Consider the following 15,546-nt stretch of genomic DNA (forward strand, 5'->3'; position numbering starts at 1 on the left):
TCGCTAACAGCCACTAAGAGAGGATTATTTATGTCCGGAGAAGAAAAGAAGATCGGCTTAGTACAGGTCAAGGTCAACGGCCAGGTTGTGCCCATCAAGGGTTTTGTCCAGGATTTCATCGGGTTCGCAATCATCGGCATGCTCAAGAGTTTGAACGATGTGCCGGAACCGCAGGAAGTGGAAGTAAAGATTAAAGTTCACCCCGTTAGAGATACTTAATATAATAAACATATAAATCCACTATATTATTTGTGTAGAACGGTAAAATAACCTCCTTATTACGGTCGCCCTTGGCGACCTATCTCTAACGGGGTAAAGCCAGAATAAAACACTAATGACTAACAATAAAATAACCGCCGTGATACTTTGCGGCGGGCAGAGTAAAAGAATTGGCCGGAATAAAGCGTTTCTTAAAATAGATAACAAACCCTTCATTGAAATCATCATCAATAAACTGCAGGGATTATTTCAGAAGATAATTATTTCCGCCAAGCAACCTGCCCCATACCGGTATCTAAAATCGGCTAAAGTAGTGATTGTCAATGACCGCTCCAAGATTCTAGGCAGTCTGGTCGGGATTTATTCGGCATTGAAGAAGTCGCCCACCGAATACATCTTTGTGATTGCCGTCGATATGCCCAATATAGAAACAAAACTGATAAAGCGTCTCCTGCGGAATTACAAAGGATACGATGTAGTCATACCTGAAACCAGGAAAGGGTTGGAGCCGCTCTGCGCGGTATATTCCAAGAAATGCAGCCCCTTCATACAAGAACAAATCAGGCAAGGCAATTACAAGATTATAGATTTCTTTGACAAGGCCAAAGTAAAGACCATCCGGCTGAACCGGGACGGGCTATTTAATGTAAACACCTTAAAGGATTACTATTTACTCCGGTAAGTGCCCATCAATTGCCCCTTGCCGATAATGTGCCCGGCCATGGCATTAACCAAGACATCCTTGGTAGTAGTCTTGGGCTCCAACTGAAGCGCGCTATCCAGGGCATAGAGTTTGAAGAAGTAACGGTGCGTGCCTGAAGGCGGAGCCGGGCCGCCGTAGGCCGGACGCTTGAAGTCACTCTTTCCCTGCTGGGCGCCGTTGTCCAGAACCTCCTGAACAGGAACGCCATCGGGTAATCCGGAAACCGTAACCGGAATATTATACATCAACCAGTGAACCCAAGTGCCGCCGGGCGCATCCGGGTCATCGCAGACAAGGACAAACGTCTTGGTACCGGTCGGAACATCAACCCAGGCCAGGGCCGGAGAAATGTCCTGGCCGTCGGCCGTGTATTTGGCCGGAATCGCTCCCCCATCCCTGAACGCCGGGCTGGTGAGCTTGATAACCGCCTCATTGCCTTTTACGGCCGGGTCGGCAACATCGTTACGCGAACAACCGATAATCAGGGAAATGCAAATCAATAGCAGGATATTTGTTTCAAACATATGTTTTCCTTTTACTCACTGTTAGGTCTCACGCCCGTATGGGCGTAAGAGCGTTACAGTGAGTTATCCCGACGAATGTCGGGATTTATTCTTCCCTATGTATACATTTTATATCTAACCAAGTCAATCAGAATCCGGCATCTTTAACCTAAGCCATTTCATATAGAACCAGCCCATCAGGGCGCTGGCCAGATGAATGATATGATTAAGCCAGGCGGCCTCGCCGGCCAACTGCCCGGCCATGCGCAGGCCCAGGAAATGGGTGCTCTTTTCCAGTTCCATTATCGTGACCATTACCAATAAACCAACGACATATAATATCCTGGTTGCTGTTTGCCTCCAGCGGTAATCCGCCTCTTTCAGGTTATGTGACAGGAACCTATAGAGCAGGAATAAAACCGAGAGGCCGCAGGGAATGGACAAGAATTTAACCCACTGGACCGACAAGCCGCCCCAGAATGTGCCGTCGGACGGGGCGCGGATGAGATAGCGCAGAAAGGTACCTTCCAGCGCCTGATACCATCCAGACGAGGCGTCGGTCAACATATCGCTGATAAAGCGCAGGACGCCGAAGGCGGCCAATGGAATGGCGATGACCAGGCTCATTTTAGTCTGTTTAAGTTTATCCATTGTTAATGTTACAGAATGTTACAATAGGTTACAGAAAGTTACATACGGTTACGGTATCATAACAGCTTGCTTACTCGTATGTCAACCATTTTATTCAGCGGTTTTTGTTGCGCTGTATTGTCAAATTAGTAAACTGAATTACTGATTTTTAGGTGTGACAAAGGAAAGGATTTTATGACCGATAGTTCTATGACCAGCAAAATACGAGTCCGTTTCGCGCCCAGCCCGACCGGGTATCTCCATATCGGCGGCGGCCGGACCGCGCTATACAATTATCTCCTGGCCCGGCACTATAACGGCACTCTGGTGCTGAGGATAGAGGATACGGACCAGGTCCGCTCGACCGATGAATCCACCAAGGCCATATTCGAGTCGCTCAAATGGCTGGGGATTGACTGGGACGAAGGCCCGTTTTACCAGAGCCAGCGCCGGGATACCTATAACCAGTATGCCCAGAAACTGCTGGACGAGGGCAAGGCCGTCTACCGCGAGGACCCGGGCAAGGGCAAGGCGATTGTCTTTAAGATGCCGCTGGGGCGCAGTTTCGTCTTTGACGACCTGGTACACGGCGCCATCAAGTTTGAGAGCGACCTGTTGGGCGACCAGGTACTGGTAAAGTCAGACGGATTCCCGACCTATAATTTTGCCTGCGTGATTGACGATTCACTCTTGAATATCACGCACGTCATCCGGGGCGACGACCATATCTCCAACACGCCCAAACAGATTGCGCTTTACGAGGCGCTGGGCCAGCCGATACCAAAATTCGGGCATATTCCGCTGATTATGGGCGAGGACGGCTCGCGCCTGAGCAAGCGGCACGGGCATACCTCAATCGGCGAATACCAGGAACTGGGTTATCTGCCTGAGGCGATGTTTAATTTCCTGGCGCTGATGGGCTGGTCGCCCGGAGACGACAAGGAATTGATGACCAAGGACGAGATTATCAAACTGTTCACCATTGAACGGGTCAAGGACAAACCGGCCCAGTTCAATCTCAAGAAGCTGACCTGGATGAACAGCCATTACCTGAGACACCTGCCGGTAGAACGGCTTTATCAGTTAACCAAGCCCTATCTGGAAAAGGCCGGATATGATTTGGCCAAAGCGACTGAAACCAAGGCAATGAAACTGGTCGACCTGTACCGCGAGCGCATCAAACTGCTTTCCGAGATTGCCGAGGTGACCAGATTCTTCTTCGAGGACAAGATCAATTACCAGGCCGAGGCGGTGGATAAATTCGTCAAGACCGCGGACGGCACGCAGGTCCTGGGGATGGTCCGTGATGGCCTGGCCAGCGCCGCTGATTTCTCGCATACCTCGCTGGAACCAATCCTGCGCCAGGTGGCCGAGAGCAAGGGACTGAAGTTCCAGGGCGTGGCCCAGCCGGTCCGGGTGGCGCTGACCGGCACGACCGTTTCGCCCGGCATCTTCGAGGTGATGGAATTGCTGGGCAAGGAACGGGTTCTGGAGCGGATAAATGGGTGCCTTTTATAAAGCAGACCTGGCCAGGGCTTTCATATTTAGCGTCATTGTCTTGCTTGTCTATTTTGGAGCATTCCGGATAGTATTCAGGAAGTTTTACCTCAAGAGAGATATAAGACACTGGGGATGGATTGACCGGCTCATTATCGGACTGGCCATAGCCGGCGTATTCTGCTTTACCTGGGGCTATTTCATAGAACCAAACCGCATCGAGGTCATACATCTGACTTTGAAGTCCGATAAGATTATGATGGGGAATTCAATCCGCCTGGTGCATCTCTCGGATTTACATATAGAAGAGGAGGGTTACCGGGAATTGACCGTTCCGAAACTGGTGGAGCGGGAAAATCCGGACCTGATACTCCTGACCGGCGATTATCTTAATAACCACAATTCCCAGGAAATATTAAGACGGTTTCTGGAGAAATTAAAAACATCCAGTAAGTTTGGCGTATATGCTGTGGCAGGCAATTTTGACAGATGGTTCCCAAGCCATGAGGTATTCAAGGACCTTGGCATAAAACTACTGGACGGAGAATCGGCGGCATTGGATATCCGGGGTTCTCGAGTAATTATTACAGAAACCCATTACAACATTAATAAGCAAACGGGCTATAAGATATACCTGTGCCATTACCCTGATTTTATACCGGAAATAAGCCGGACCGGAGTGGATTTATATCTGTGCGGGCATACGCACGGCGGGCAGATAAGGATGCCGCTTTACGGCGCATTGATGACATTTTCCCGTTTGGGCAAACGTTATGAAATGGGCTATTACCGGGAAGGTAATATGGACGCCTACGTAACACGCGGAATCGGATTGGAGCCGGGCATACTGGCATCGGCCCGGTTCTTATGCCCGCCGGAAATAACGGTTATTGATATTGAGCCCAAGTGATTTTATAGCGGAAAATACTTGATTTTTTATATGCTTTTTCTATACTATATGCAGTAATTAGCGGCTTTGAAACATTCTATATTATAGAGACGAAAAGAGGATTTTTATGAAAAAAACATTCTTTATTCCCGTTGCAGGAATGATAGTTATTTCATTCTTCCTGGGCCTGACTCTCTGGGCGGGTAATCCGGCCAGCGATTTGCAGGACGGCATTAAGAAACCCGACCGTGAACTAGTAAAGAAAGCGGTAGAACAACTGGTGTTACAGAATGACACCAAGGCCTGCGACACCCTGATTAGTTCCGCGAATTCTACCGAAGACAGCGGCATCTACTGGATACTCTTGGAAGGACTTTCCCGCTTTACCAATACCGAGGTCATTTCCAAGTTAACGGGTTACATATTAGCCAACAAGTCCAAATCAATCGGCCGTGACTTACTCGGAGCGATGAAGAATAACCGCTCATCCAGCATTCTCCCACTGCTCAAGGAGGTCATTGAAAAAGGCACTTATGAGATGAGGATTGAATGCATTCATCAACTCAGCGCCATTACCACCAGGGAAGCATTAGAGGTGTTATGCGGATTCCTTAAAACACTTGACGAAAAGAATGATAAAGAACTGGTAAAGGAAGCTATTGCTTCGCTGAAGAGGATTACCGGCGTGGACCGCGGAAATTATCCGGCCTCCTGGCTGCAATGGTGGGAGGAAAACAAAAATAAGCAGCTAGGTGACATTATTAAGCCCAAGACCGCGGCGGGCGGCAGTATTGATAATGTAAGCGTATATCGCGATATGACCGGCGTGGAGGATTTACCCAAAGACAAGGTAATAGTAATCAGAAATGACTTGTGCGACGAAAAGGCCAAGGTCAGCGGGTTTGACGGTAACTACGACCATATCCAGGATATCCTGACCCGACTCGGCATTGCACATACGGTGGTCGGCAAATCAGAATTGGAAAAGGACTCATTTGATTGGGATAATGCCTGGGTGATACTCTTTAATTGTATGCTTTATAAGGAGCATTGCTGTAATCCCAAGCACAGGGCCGGGAAAACCAAGACCAGCGAACGGCTGGTTAATTGCGAAGGTGAGGGCGCGCACCAAAACCATAAACCCGAAGTGAGCGATAAAGTAATAAAGAAAATACAGAAATTCGTAGAAACCGGCGGATATCTGTTTACCGAAGACATGAATATCAACGAAATAATCGTGCGGGCATTTAAGGGAATAATAGCCTCTCCGAGATTTCTCCCCGCCAAAGATGTTCCGATATTGCCGGCGCCCGGGGCGGCATTACATCCATATCTGAAATACGTCTTTGAGGCAGCGCCTTCAGGTTCCAGCGATGCACCTGAGACATCGGAAGCAGAAAAATCGGGCGAAACCCGGTCAGTCAAACCGGGCGAATTCCGTATAGATGCCGAATGGAAGATTGACGAGGACAGCCCCGATATAAAGGTGCTGAAGAAGGACGTAACCGTCCTGATAATGAGCCCGAAACTGGTAACTAAATCTAATACCGACGGCGCGGTGGCGGTTACCTTCGGCGTATCGGGCAGCAATATCGTTACAACCGGCACTGAAAAGGGACCGTCTTATCAGGGAGGCGGCCGGGTTTTACATGTCATGAGCCATTTCGGCCATCAAAAATCCAAGGTGGACGAATTCGCCCTGCAAAATCTGATACTTAATTTCATAATGGAACTCAACCAGCGCAGGCCAAAAGGAAAAAAGTAGATTACCCTACAAGGAGAACACCACGATGCGAAAAGAATTCTTAATTCTGCTATCAGCTGTCATTTTTCTCTGTATGATATTCAACATCCCGCTGTCGGCAGGTAATCCGACACAGGACCTGCAAAGCGGCGTCCAGAAGAAAGACAGTTCAAAGGTAAAAAAGGCTGTCGAGGGATTGGTTTTACAGAATGACGTTAAGGCATGCAACACCCTGCTTGATGCCCTGACACCACAGCCTGATACCAATATCTATTGGCTGATTTTGGAAGGAATATCCCGTTTTAGTAATAGCGAGGCTATTTCCAAGATTACGAATTTTATCCTGAGTAAAAGGGATCAGGACGTCGGCCGCGACTTATTAGGGGCCATGAAAAGTAACCGTTCGCCTAATATCTTACCCCTGCTCAAAGAGGTTATGGAAAAAGCCCCTGAGGATTTAAAGACCGAGTGCCTCCATCAATTAGGCGGCATCCAAACCAAAGAGGCGTTAGAGGTGCTGTTTAACTTTCTCGAAACATTGGACGAGAAAAATGACAAGCTGTTAACAAAAGAAACTATCGGCGCGGTAAAAAGGATTACCGGTCTTGACAAAGGCAATTACCAGGCTTCCTGGCTGGCCTGGTGGAAGGAAAACAAAGACAAGCAAATAAGCGATATTATTAAGCCCAAAACCGCTGCCGGCGGCAATATTGACAACGTGTCACAGTACCGCGATATGACCGGCGTAGAGGATTTACCAAAAGAGAAGGTTTTTGTAGTCCGGAACGACCGGTGCGACAAACATTATCAAGGTGACCGCAATTATGATAAAATCCAGGATGTTTTAACCAAAATGGGAGTGGACCATACAGTGCTTGGTAAATCAGAATTAGAAAGCGATTCTTTTAACTGGAAAGAAGCCTGGGCGCTTGTATTCAATTGTAATTACTATAAAGATTTATGCTGTGGTAAAGGGTGTGGCAACAGCGGTCAAGCTGTGGGCGCGAGAGTCAATAGATGCGTCAAAAGTGACGATCCTAAGCATGACCATATGACCCATGATACGGAACTCAGCAAGAAGACTATTCAAAAGATTAAAGAATTCGTGGAATCCGGCGGCTATCTTTTTACTGAAGACTTGAATATCAGAGAAATAACCGGCCGCTCATTTAAGGGGGTAATTACAGACACCAAGGAGTATTCTGACCGGACGGTGCAGATACTGCCCGCGCCGGGAGCAGTATTACATCCGTACTTGAAATATGTATTTGAAGCGCCCCCTTCAAGTTCCAGCGATGCACCCGGAATGCCTGGCATGCCGCCGTCAGAAGAAAAATCAGGGGAAACCAGGTCTGTTAAACCAGGCGAATTTCGCATAGATTCCGAGTGGAAAATCGATAACGGCAGCCCCGACATTAAAATCTTAGGCAAAAACGTCACGGTTTTAATAATGAGCCCTAAACTGGTTGATAAATCACACCCGGAAGGCGCGGTAGCCGTTACCTGGGGTGTATCAGGTGAAAATATCGTATCAACTGATGGCAATAAAACCTCTTATTCGGGAGGCGGACGGGTTTTACATGTCATGAGCCATTTCGGGCATCAAAGATCTAAGATTGATGAGTTTGCCCTGCAAAACCTACTCTTAAATTTCCTGATTGAGCTCAACCAGCGTCGCCCAAAAAGCAAAAAATAGGATTATAATAAACATTGAGTTATCAAACCTGTTGGCAAGAAAAAGTAAAGAAGCTTCCCGAAGAAATATTCACTCGCTTTGAAAAAGTAAACAATCAGTCAACTCCAAAACGCGCTTTACTGGTTGGCAAAGGCATTGAATTGTTACTGCCCAACTTAAACAGATTCCTTGGCAAATCAGAATGGAAGCTCTTCATCAGCCAAGCCGAGGACGGATGTGTCCCGTGCTGTCGCGAAACAGGCATATCATCAGATAATTCAGAAACTCCGCCTGATAATTTAGTTTACCTTAAGGGCGGATCGGATAAATGCCTATCCTCTTTTCCGGCGGAAATATTTGATCTGGTGTTTTCCTTGTGGGATTTGCCCTCTCAAAGCCAAAGCAACATCTTTTATACGGACAATCTTTATCGCTTAGTGAAAAAAGGGGGCAAAGTCAGCGTTATTACCTATCTTGACGGCTCGCCTGAATTACCACTGGATGTTATAAAGAGAATAATCCGCCGGAAGAAATTACCGCTGAAAATATTTAAATCCGCCCTCCCGGATTCGACCGGAAACCTCAGGAAAATGCTTAATAAAACCGGCTTTGGTGACGTCCGCATATGGAAAAGCAGTATTGCCTGCGCTTATCAATCAGCGGAAGATCTACACAATGACATCTTCTCAGACGGCGAAGGAAATCTTTTTATGGCTGACACCACGGATGAACAACGCATTTTTGTAAAGGAAGAGTTTATCAAAGAAGCCAGCGCATATTCATTCCCGCTGGAAATAAGTTATGACTTTGCAGGCGGGGTAGGGGTTAAACCCTGAGAAGGTTTTAACAGCGAAACATTTACCTTACGGCTGATAACGGGCTGGCTGTCACAAAGCAGCTCAAAAACATACATGCCTTCGCTTTCAAAAACGATATTTTTCATGTCAAAGATAAATTCTATGGTGGCTAATGGATTAGGAAATTTAATCGGACCGGTTAGATTAAGGATGACCTTATTTGACTGCAGATGAGTACATTTTAGAGCCCCATCATATTGGCCGATACCCTCGGTAAGAACGCAATAAACATATAAAGTTTGATGCCGGCAGGGCAATTCAGCCGCGGCAATGTTGTTAAAGATGCCAATAACACTCTTTTTACCGGTCAGGCGGTCGTCAATAACGCCATCACAAATAACCATGGCCAGGGGAATTGGCTTGGGTTTCTGGGTGTTCATATCATTATTATATCAGAATTTTCTTGAACTACAAGTTTTGCATTATATATTACTTCCTATATTTACAGAAGGGAGATTTCAAATGATAACAGCCGGTATAGATATGGGCGCCAAAACCATTAAAGCGGTTTTAATCAAGGATAACAAGATAATCGCCAAAAGCCTGGGCTTAGGCGGTTTTGACCAGCGCGCCTCGGCAGAAAAGGTTTTCAACGAGGCATTATCGCAGGCGAAACTGTCCCGTAATGATATAGAGCATATCACGGTTACCGGCATCGGGCGCAAGGAAATTATTATGCATCCGCCCATTTCGGCTGACCGGGAAGTAACCGAGGTTACCGCCGCGGCAAAGGGCGGTACTTATTTATTCCCGCAGGTCAGAACCGTAATTGATGTCGGCGCTGAAGAAGGCCGGGCCATCCGCTGTGATTCAGCCGGCAAGGTAATTGACTTCGCGGTGAACGAGAAATGCGCCGCCGGCGCCGGCTCTTTTACCGAGGCCATGAGCCGGGCCCTGGAACTCCCTCTGGAACAAATCGGTGAAATATCCCTTACCTCTCAACAGGTCATCCCAATGAATGCCCAATGCGCGGTATTTGCCGAATCAGAAGTCGTCTCATTAGTCCACGCCAAGACACCCAAAGCGGATATTGCCCGGGCCGTCAATGATGCTATTGCCAGCCGAATCGCCTCTATGACCAGGCGGATTGGCATGGAAAAAGAGGTCCTGCTAATCGGCGGTGTGGCCAGGAATAAAGGGTTTGTCAAATCACTCAAGGACAATCTGCAGACTGAAATCATCACGACACCGGATACGGAGTTTGTCGGGGCTATCGGCGCGGCACTGATTGCGGAAAAATAGAGCCTGATTATTTTGCCTGATAACCGGAAATTTTCTGTATCCGCCGCTGGTGGCGTGGATTCCCGGTATCAAACGGAGTTTCCAGCCATATCTTTACTATTTCCCTGATATCATTTTCCTTAAGCGCCCGGGCGCCTAAGCATAAGATATTGGCATCGTTATGCTGCCGGGACATCTCGGCGGTAAATTTATCATATGGCGTAACTGCTCTAACACCTTTAATCTTATTGGCGGCAATACACATTCCCAACCCGGTGCCGCATATCAAAATGCCTTTTTGATATTCGCCTCCTGAAACAGATTCGGCCACCTTAAAGGCGAAATCAGGGTAGTCAACCGAATCTTCATTATTTGTTCCGAAATCGGTAAAATCATATCCCGACTGCTTAAGTACTCCTTTAACCATCTCCTTGGTCTTATATCCGGCATGGTCAGAGGCAACAGCAATTTTCCCGGCGTTTTTTATTTCATTTAACATATAATCTTCTCCAAGGCATTTTGTATTTTATCGGCACATTTTCGGTAGCCTTCTTTCCCGGTCATAATCGGGTCTTCAATGTCATTCCCATCCTGGTTAAGAAGCTTCATCCGTTCCGTAATAAGCGGCGCCCACTCTCTCAATGTGGTAAAATGCCCCCTGGTCATTACGTAAATCTCATCCGCCTCTTCAAGCATCGACAAGGTCACCGGCTGGGAAAGGTGATTCCTGATATCCACGTCATTCTCCTTCATCAATTCAATGGCCGTGCCCGAAGCCGGGCTATTATAGATTGCCGATGTGCCGGCTGAAATAATCTTATAACCATTTTCTTCCAGTTTTGAGACGGGTGTTTTTAGACGGGCTGCTAACATCTTCCTGAATAATCCCATGGCCATCGGACTGCGGCAGGTATTACCTGAACAGACAAAAACAATCATCTTATAAGTCAGGCGCCGGATATTATCTTCAGTGATAGAACCCTGACGCATTATCTCAAATTTGTTATCCGCTGTAACTTTGACAACCGTGGAAGAGACGCCTATTTTAGATGGACCGGCGTCAATAATAACATCAACTTGCTCATTTAATGTTTTTATAACTGTTTGGGCATCAGCCGGCGCGGGCCGGTCTGCAAGATTGGCGCTTGAAGCAATCACCACCACTTTAGAGAGTTTAATCAGGTCTTGCGCAATAATATGGTTAGGCACCCTTAAACCAACCCAGCCGCCTTTGGAATCAGGCAGGACCAGCGTCAGCGGTCCGGGCCAGAACGCCTTCATCAGACGAAGCGCCAGTCGGGGCACGGTCGAGGTATGGCAATAAACATCATCGGCGGACGCTAAATGAATGGTAAAAGGCCTGGTTTCAGGGCTGTTTTTTGCTTCATAGAGCCGTTTTACGGCCGAAGGGATATTGGCATTCGTGCCGAGTCCATAAACGGTTTCGGTCGGGAACACCACCAGACCGCCTCCTGAAAGAACCCTTGCCACATTGGATAAAATACCTGTTCGGTAATTCTTAATGTCTATCTTAATAATTTCTGCTGGCAAAATAAATACTCCTATATGGATTTTATAATACTAACTTTAGCAATCCTGTCAATCTATTTCTCATTCAACCGGCCGTATTACCGGGATTAGCCGTTTGAGGTAGCGCTCTTGGGCATTAAGGATGCCATTATTACTCCTCACCACCACTATTATACAAGGTATCAGGAGACGGTAGATACCCCCTATACCCTACCCCCTCCCCCCGGGTACCCCCCTCCAGTGGCTACTATTTGAACCTCCAGCATCCAGTGTTTGAGCATCCTGCATACCCTGGTTAAACCTCCTGCCTACCATGGTTTAACCTCCTGCCTACCCTGGTTAAACCTCCTGCCTACCCTGATTAAACCTCCTGCTTACCATGGTTAAGCCTACTGCCTACCCTGGTTAAGCCTCCTGCCTACCCCGGTTTAACCTCTTGCCTACCCTGGTTTAACCTCCTGCCTACCCTAGTTAAGCCTCCTGCCTACCATGGTTGAGCCTACTGCCTACCCTGGTTAAGCCTCCTGCCTACCCCGGTTTAACCTCCTGCCTACCCTGGTTAAACCTCCTGCCTACCCTGATTAAACCTCCTGCCTACCCTGATTAAACATCCTGCATACCCTGAGTAAACATCCTGCATACATGGTTTAACCAGTAGCACACCTTGGTAATTTTTATGGATGTTTCAGCGGCTACTTTAGGAGCTGGTATAAATCATAAACTGATTTATTGACTTATAAAAGGCGGGAAATCACGAAAAACGGCCTCTAAGAAACAGTCCGTTTAATCTGAATAAGTGTGCTAAGAAGCCCGGGAAGGTCTTTGAGGGCCAGGGAATTCGGGCCGTCGCAGAGCGCTCTATCGGGTTGAGGATAGACCTCAAAGAACACGCCATCTGCCCCGGATGCTACCGCAGCCCGCGCCAAATACGGTATCATCTGCCGGTTACCGCCGGATTTACCCTTTGCCCCACCGGGTATTTGGGCGCTGTGCGTGGCATCATAAATCACCGGATAACCAAACGCCTTCATTACCGGTATGGCCCGCATATCATTGACCAGGTTATGATAACCGAATGAGGTGCCCCGTTCCGTAATGATAATCTTATTATTACCAGTGCTTTTTACCTTTTCTATCAGATAGATTATGTCTTCGGGAGCCAGAAACTGGCCTTTTTTGATATTTACCGGCTTACCGGTTTTACCGGCGGCAATCAGCAAATCGGTCTGCCTGCACAAAAGCGCCGGTATCTGGATTATATCCAGAACCCCGGCGGCCTGTTTTACATCTTCCTTGCAATGGACATCAGAAAGCACCGGAATATCTAACTGTTTTTTTACTTTAGCAAGTATCTCTAAACCCTTTTTTAAACCAACTCCGCGATATGAGCGGTGGCTTAACCGATTGGCTTTATCATAGGACGCCTTAAAGATAAAAGGTATCCTGGTTTCTGAAGCGATGTTTTTAAGCGCCTCGGCTATCTGGAAGGTGAGTTTTTCATTCTCGATTATACAGGGCCCGGCAATAAGAAATAACCGGGAATCTCCGATTATGGCATCACTTATTTTTATTCTCATCTTATTATCCCCTTCGTTTTACTACTGGATAAAAGCCAGTAATTCACTGCGTTCAAACTGGCTTTAATCGTCAGGAGGAAACATGAAGGTTGGCGAGTTTTTAAGCCACCATTCCTCCCATCGCTTGGTACCGCTTGAAAGTTCGGACTCATTACTATAATATTTATAATCCAGTGTTACGCCGGCAATCTTACTTAAAAGACTAAAGGCAATAGCTCTTTTATTGGGATCTGATTTCTTGAGAAAGTCAATCAAAACCGGCACGCCTCTTTTATCTTTCAGCTTAACCAGCGCTTCAGCCACGGCAAATATAAAATCATCGTCATCCCCCGAGAGATAGCCGCTTAATTCATCCACTACTGAATAGTTTTTAAGATTGCCCAGGATGCGGGCGGCAGAAATCCTCAAGGAAAGGTCCTTTAGAGAAGGAAGCAACAGGGGCGTGGCATCATCCACTAAAAGTCCGCTGAAGACCAATTCTACCCGGGTATGATAATCAGGGTCCGGTTTTTTCAGCGCCTCGATAAGGGCCAAAACCGACCTTTTGCCGAATTTACGCAGTTCAAAAGCAAGCTTATTGGTATCGCAAGACGGATTGGCTAATTCCTGGAGTAATTTAGTGAGCCGTTCGGTCTGCGATTGTTCGGGTGAAAGAGACGGGGAACGCATCTCCATTAATTCCTTTCGCAAGACCCCCATCTCAAATCTGAGCGACTCCATATCTTTTTGCTGTTTATTAAAACGCTGGTTTAAATCATATGCCTCTTTGGCGAGAACGGCTATTTTCTGTTCCAATTCCATTGTTCTGTCATCCCGCTGCTTAAGCTGATTACTGTAAGAGCAGGAGGCCAGAAGCGTTGAGAGTGCCAATATTACTGCTATAAAAGGCTTGCTGTTCATTTAATAACAACCTGATTTACCTGTCCCGGTAACTTTCCGGTAACTTTTCCGATATTATAGGCGTTATATTTCACCTTTTTCAACCGGCGAATAATGGCTGAAGCATAGAATTTATCGACTATAATAACCAGGCCTATACCCATATTAAAAACCCGTTGCATCTCTTCCGGTGCAATATTGCCGGTCTTTTGAATCAACGAGAAAATAGGCGGAAGCGGGAAGGCATCGGCATTAATCTCTACGCAGACATTCTTGGGCAATACCCGGGGAATGTTTTCCACCAGCCCGCCGCCGGTAATATGGGCTATTCCCTTAACTGCCTTTTTACAGCTGTAATTCCGCAAAATATGTTTGACTGCTTTTGCATAAATTATGGTGGGCTTCAGGAGTTCTTCGCCAAGGGTGCAGCCAAGTTCAGGACTATGTGATTGCAGTTTATTTACCTCCTCTTTATGCGAAAGACCCTCCAGAAAAACCCGCCGTACCAGGGAATAACCATTGGAATGCAGCCCCGAAGACGATAACCCAATCACCACATCGCCGGGCTTGATGTATTTGCCTGTAATAACCTTATGTTTATCCACCAGGCCCACGGCAAAACCGGCCAAGTCGTATTCTGATGGCGGATAGAAATCCGGCATTTCAGCGGTCTCGCCGCCCAGAAGAGCACAACCGGATTGCTCACAACCGGCGACAATCCCCTTGATAATATCAACGATTATTTTCTCGTTCACCCGGCCACAGGAAATATAATCAAGGAAGAAAAGCGGTTCGGCGCCGGTAACAATCAGGTCGTTGATGCTCATTGCTACAAGGTCTATGCCAATTGTGTCGTGTTTATTCAGAAGAAAGGCAATCTTTAATTTCGTCCCAACCCCATCAGAACAGGCCACCAGCGTCGGCGATTTGTAACTCCTGGCAAATAACGGTGCAGTGTGGCTTTTGTCCCGGCGTGATACGCCTGTTTTGGGGAATAAAGAAAACAGACCGGCAAAACCCCAGGGATGGTCAATCACCCTGGGGTCATAGGTTTTCCGGCTTAGGCGGATAATTTCGTCTATCACACCATCCTTCTTGGTTGTATCAACACCCGCGGACTTATAGGTTAACATCTTGGTTATTGTATCCATTTTTTATCAAAATCCAATAACGATAATTTATTGAACAGTTGCTTTTCCGTCCCTGCCGCTCCGAGATTTTTTTCTATCCGGAATAAATAGTATATTATATCTATGTCATCTTTATCAAGTTTTAATGCTCTCTTTAATTCTTTCTGCGCAGCGTATAAATCATTCTGCAAGTAATACTTAATCCCCAGCTTCAAAAGGGTTTTCTTTTTCTCCCTGAGTGATTTGCGTTTTCGATAATAAACAGTGTTAAAAATATCCACAAGATTATATACGTATATAATAAAGCATGAAGCGAGAAGCACAGAACGCAAAACATGGAACGCCGGGAATAAGAAGGAGATGACAATTAAAGACGTATCAAGCAGAATTACGGCAGAAAAAAATATGAGCAACCCCTTGAGATACCTGCTTAATAAGATTTGGCCGAGACCGGGGAAGAATACGGAAAGGATAAGAGGGAACATTGAATTG

At 46.8% G+C, this 15,546-nt stretch carries 17 protein-coding genes; 8 read left to right on the top strand and 9 right to left on the bottom strand.

Going from position 1 to position 15,546, the window contains the following annotated elements; all coding sequences use genetic code 11:
* The first annotated feature begins 30 nt into the window (after positions 1 to 30).
* On the top strand, positions 31 to 219 hold the full coding sequence (locus HZA49_01845) for a hypothetical protein (protein ID MBI5778183.1): 189 nt from the start codon (positions 31 to 33) through the stop codon (positions 217 to 219).
* A gap of 115 nt (positions 220 to 334) precedes the next feature.
* Positions 335 to 901 (top strand): molybdenum cofactor guanylyltransferase, encoded by a 567-nt coding sequence (locus tag HZA49_01850; protein MBI5778184.1) that lies wholly within the window; start codon positions 335 to 337, stop codon positions 899 to 901.
* Here HZA49_01850 and HZA49_01855 read toward each other — a convergent pair.
* Positions 886 to 1,446, bottom strand: a complete 561-nt coding sequence (locus tag HZA49_01855; protein ID MBI5778185.1) for a YbhB/YbcL family Raf kinase inhibitor-like protein — start codon at positions 1,444 to 1,446, stop codon at positions 886 to 888. The genes HZA49_01850 and HZA49_01855 overlap by 16 nt on opposite strands.
* Before the next feature lie 123 nt (positions 1,447 to 1,569).
* Entirely contained in the window at positions 1,570 to 2,076 is a 507-nt protein-coding gene (locus tag HZA49_01860; GenBank protein MBI5778186.1) for a hypothetical protein, read from the bottom strand.
* A 189-nt stretch (positions 2,077 to 2,265) separates the two neighbouring features.
* On the opposite strand from HZA49_01860, the gene HZA49_01865 reads away from it, so the two are divergent.
* The 5 genes from HZA49_01865 to HZA49_01885 all read left to right on the top strand — a co-directional run bounded on the left by HZA49_01865 (position 2,266) and on the right by HZA49_01885 (position 8,696).
* Positions 2,266 to 3,573 carry a glutamate--tRNA ligase gene (locus tag HZA49_01865; protein MBI5778187.1) on the top strand — a complete coding sequence of 436 codons (1,308 nt, stop codon included), beginning with the start codon at positions 2,266 to 2,268 and terminating at the stop codon, positions 3,571 to 3,573.
* On the top strand, positions 3,557 to 4,462 hold the full coding sequence (locus HZA49_01870; protein MBI5778188.1) for a metallophosphoesterase: 906 nt from the start codon (positions 3,557 to 3,559) through the stop codon (positions 4,460 to 4,462). The genes HZA49_01865 and HZA49_01870 overlap by 17 nt, the downstream gene beginning before the upstream one ends.
* A 106-nt stretch (positions 4,463 to 4,568) precedes the next feature.
* Entirely contained in the window at positions 4,569 to 6,206 is a 1,638-nt protein-coding gene (locus tag HZA49_01875) for a HEAT repeat domain-containing protein (GenBank protein ID MBI5778189.1), read from the top strand.
* Positions 6,207 to 6,231: 25 nt separating this feature from the next.
* The gene (locus HZA49_01880) at positions 6,232 to 7,881 is read left to right on the top strand and encodes a hypothetical protein (GenBank protein ID MBI5778190.1); all 1,650 of its coding nucleotides are present in this window, start codon (positions 6,232 to 6,234) and stop codon (positions 7,879 to 7,881) included.
* A 14-nt stretch (positions 7,882 to 7,895) separates the two neighbouring features.
* The gene (locus tag HZA49_01885) at positions 7,896 to 8,696 is read left to right on the top strand and encodes a hypothetical protein (protein ID MBI5778191.1); all 801 of its coding nucleotides are present in this window, start codon (positions 7,896 to 7,898) and stop codon (positions 8,694 to 8,696) included.
* Here the strand turns inward: HZA49_01885 and HZA49_01890 are convergent.
* Complete coding sequence (locus HZA49_01890) at positions 8,660 to 9,097, bottom strand: hypothetical protein (protein ID MBI5778192.1); 438 nt, start codon at positions 9,095 to 9,097, stop codon at positions 8,660 to 8,662. The genes HZA49_01885 and HZA49_01890 overlap by 37 nt on opposite strands.
* A gap of 82 nt (positions 9,098 to 9,179) precedes the next feature.
* On the opposite strand from HZA49_01890, the gene HZA49_01895 reads away from it, so the two are divergent.
* The gene (locus HZA49_01895) at positions 9,180 to 9,959 is read left to right on the top strand and encodes a CoA activase (GenBank protein ID MBI5778193.1); all 780 of its coding nucleotides are present in this window, start codon (positions 9,180 to 9,182) and stop codon (positions 9,957 to 9,959) included.
* Between the two features lie 7 nt (positions 9,960 to 9,966).
* Here HZA49_01895 and rpiB read toward each other — a convergent pair whose 3' ends face one another.
* The 6 genes from rpiB to HZA49_01925 all read right to left on the bottom strand — a co-directional run bounded on the left by rpiB (position 9,967) and on the right by HZA49_01925 (position 15,539).
* Positions 9,967 to 10,437: a ribose 5-phosphate isomerase B gene (gene rpiB, locus HZA49_01900; GenBank protein MBI5778194.1), complete on the bottom strand. Its 471-nt coding sequence runs from the start codon at positions 10,435 to 10,437 to the stop codon at positions 9,967 to 9,969.
* Positions 10,431 to 11,489, bottom strand: a complete 1,059-nt coding sequence (locus HZA49_01905; protein ID MBI5778195.1) for a threonylcarbamoyl-AMP synthase — start codon at positions 11,487 to 11,489, stop codon at positions 10,431 to 10,433. Before HZA49_01905 ends, rpiB begins: the two co-directional genes overlap by 7 nt.
* Before the next feature lie 746 nt (positions 11,490 to 12,235).
* Positions 12,236 to 13,045 (bottom strand): 3-deoxy-8-phosphooctulonate synthase, encoded by an 810-nt coding sequence (gene kdsA, locus HZA49_01910; GenBank protein ID MBI5778196.1) that lies wholly within the window; start codon positions 13,043 to 13,045, stop codon positions 12,236 to 12,238.
* Positions 13,046 to 13,108: 63 nt separating this feature from the next.
* A complete protein-coding gene (locus tag HZA49_01915) occupies positions 13,109 to 13,945 on the bottom strand; it encodes a HEAT repeat domain-containing protein (GenBank protein ID MBI5778197.1) in 837 nt (278 codons plus the stop codon).
* Entirely contained in the window at positions 13,942 to 15,057 is a 1,116-nt protein-coding gene (locus tag HZA49_01920) for a phosphoribosylformylglycinamidine cyclo-ligase (GenBank protein MBI5778198.1), read from the bottom strand. The genes HZA49_01915 and HZA49_01920 overlap by 4 nt, the downstream gene beginning before the upstream one ends.
* Before the next feature lie 5 nt (positions 15,058 to 15,062).
* Positions 15,063 to 15,539 carry a hypothetical protein gene (locus HZA49_01925; protein ID MBI5778199.1) on the bottom strand — a complete coding sequence of 159 codons (477 nt, stop codon included), beginning with the start codon at positions 15,537 to 15,539 and terminating at the stop codon, positions 15,063 to 15,065.
* Positions 15,540 to 15,546 lie beyond the last annotated feature (7 nt).

It is taken from the genome of Planctomycetota bacterium (genome assembly GCA_016235865.1).
In the GTDB taxonomy this organism is placed as follows: Bacteria; Planctomycetota; MHYJ01; order JACQXL01; family JACQXL01; genus JACRIK01.

Bases quoted from the DNA above. Each gene is read 5' to 3' on its own strand.
- HZA49_01845 (MBI5778183.1), top strand. From the start codon at position 31: ATGTCCGGAGAAGAAAAGAAGATCGGCTTAGTACAGGTCAAGGTCAAC.
- HZA49_01850 (MBI5778184.1), top strand. From the start codon at position 335: ATGACTAACAATAAAATAACCGCCGTGATACTTTGCGGCGGGCAGAGT.
- HZA49_01855 (MBI5778185.1), bottom strand. From the start codon at position 1,446: ATGTTTGAAACAAATATCCTGCTATTGATTTGCATTTCCCTGATTATC.
- HZA49_01860 (MBI5778186.1), bottom strand. From the start codon at position 2,076: ATGGATAAACTTAAACAGACTAAAATGAGCCTGGTCATCGCCATTCCA.
- HZA49_01865 (MBI5778187.1), top strand. From the start codon at position 2,266: ATGACCAGCAAAATACGAGTCCGTTTCGCGCCCAGCCCGACCGGGTAT.
- HZA49_01870 (MBI5778188.1), top strand. From the start codon at position 3,557: ATGGGTGCCTTTTATAAAGCAGACCTGGCCAGGGCTTTCATATTTAGC.
- HZA49_01875 (MBI5778189.1), top strand. From the start codon at position 4,569: ATGAAAAAAACATTCTTTATTCCCGTTGCAGGAATGATAGTTATTTCA.
- HZA49_01880 (MBI5778190.1), top strand. From the start codon at position 6,232: ATGCGAAAAGAATTCTTAATTCTGCTATCAGCTGTCATTTTTCTCTGT.
- HZA49_01890 (MBI5778192.1), bottom strand. From the start codon at position 9,097: ATGAACACCCAGAAACCCAAGCCAATTCCCCTGGCCATGGTTATTTGT.
- HZA49_01895 (MBI5778193.1), top strand. From the start codon at position 9,180: ATGATAACAGCCGGTATAGATATGGGCGCCAAAACCATTAAAGCGGTT.
- rpiB (MBI5778194.1), bottom strand. From the start codon at position 10,437: ATGTTAAATGAAATAAAAAACGCCGGGAAAATTGCTGTTGCCTCTGAC.
- kdsA (MBI5778196.1), bottom strand. From the start codon at position 13,045: ATGAGAATAAAAATAAGTGATGCCATAATCGGAGATTCCCGGTTATTT.
- HZA49_01915 (MBI5778197.1), bottom strand. From the start codon at position 13,945: ATGAACAGCAAGCCTTTTATAGCAGTAATATTGGCACTCTCAACGCTT.
- HZA49_01920 (MBI5778198.1), bottom strand. From the start codon at position 15,057: ATGTTAACCTATAAGTCCGCGGGTGTTGATACAACCAAGAAGGATGGT.
- HZA49_01925 (MBI5778199.1), bottom strand. From the start codon at position 15,539: ATGTTCCCTCTTATCCTTTCCGTATTCTTCCCCGGTCTCGGCCAAATC.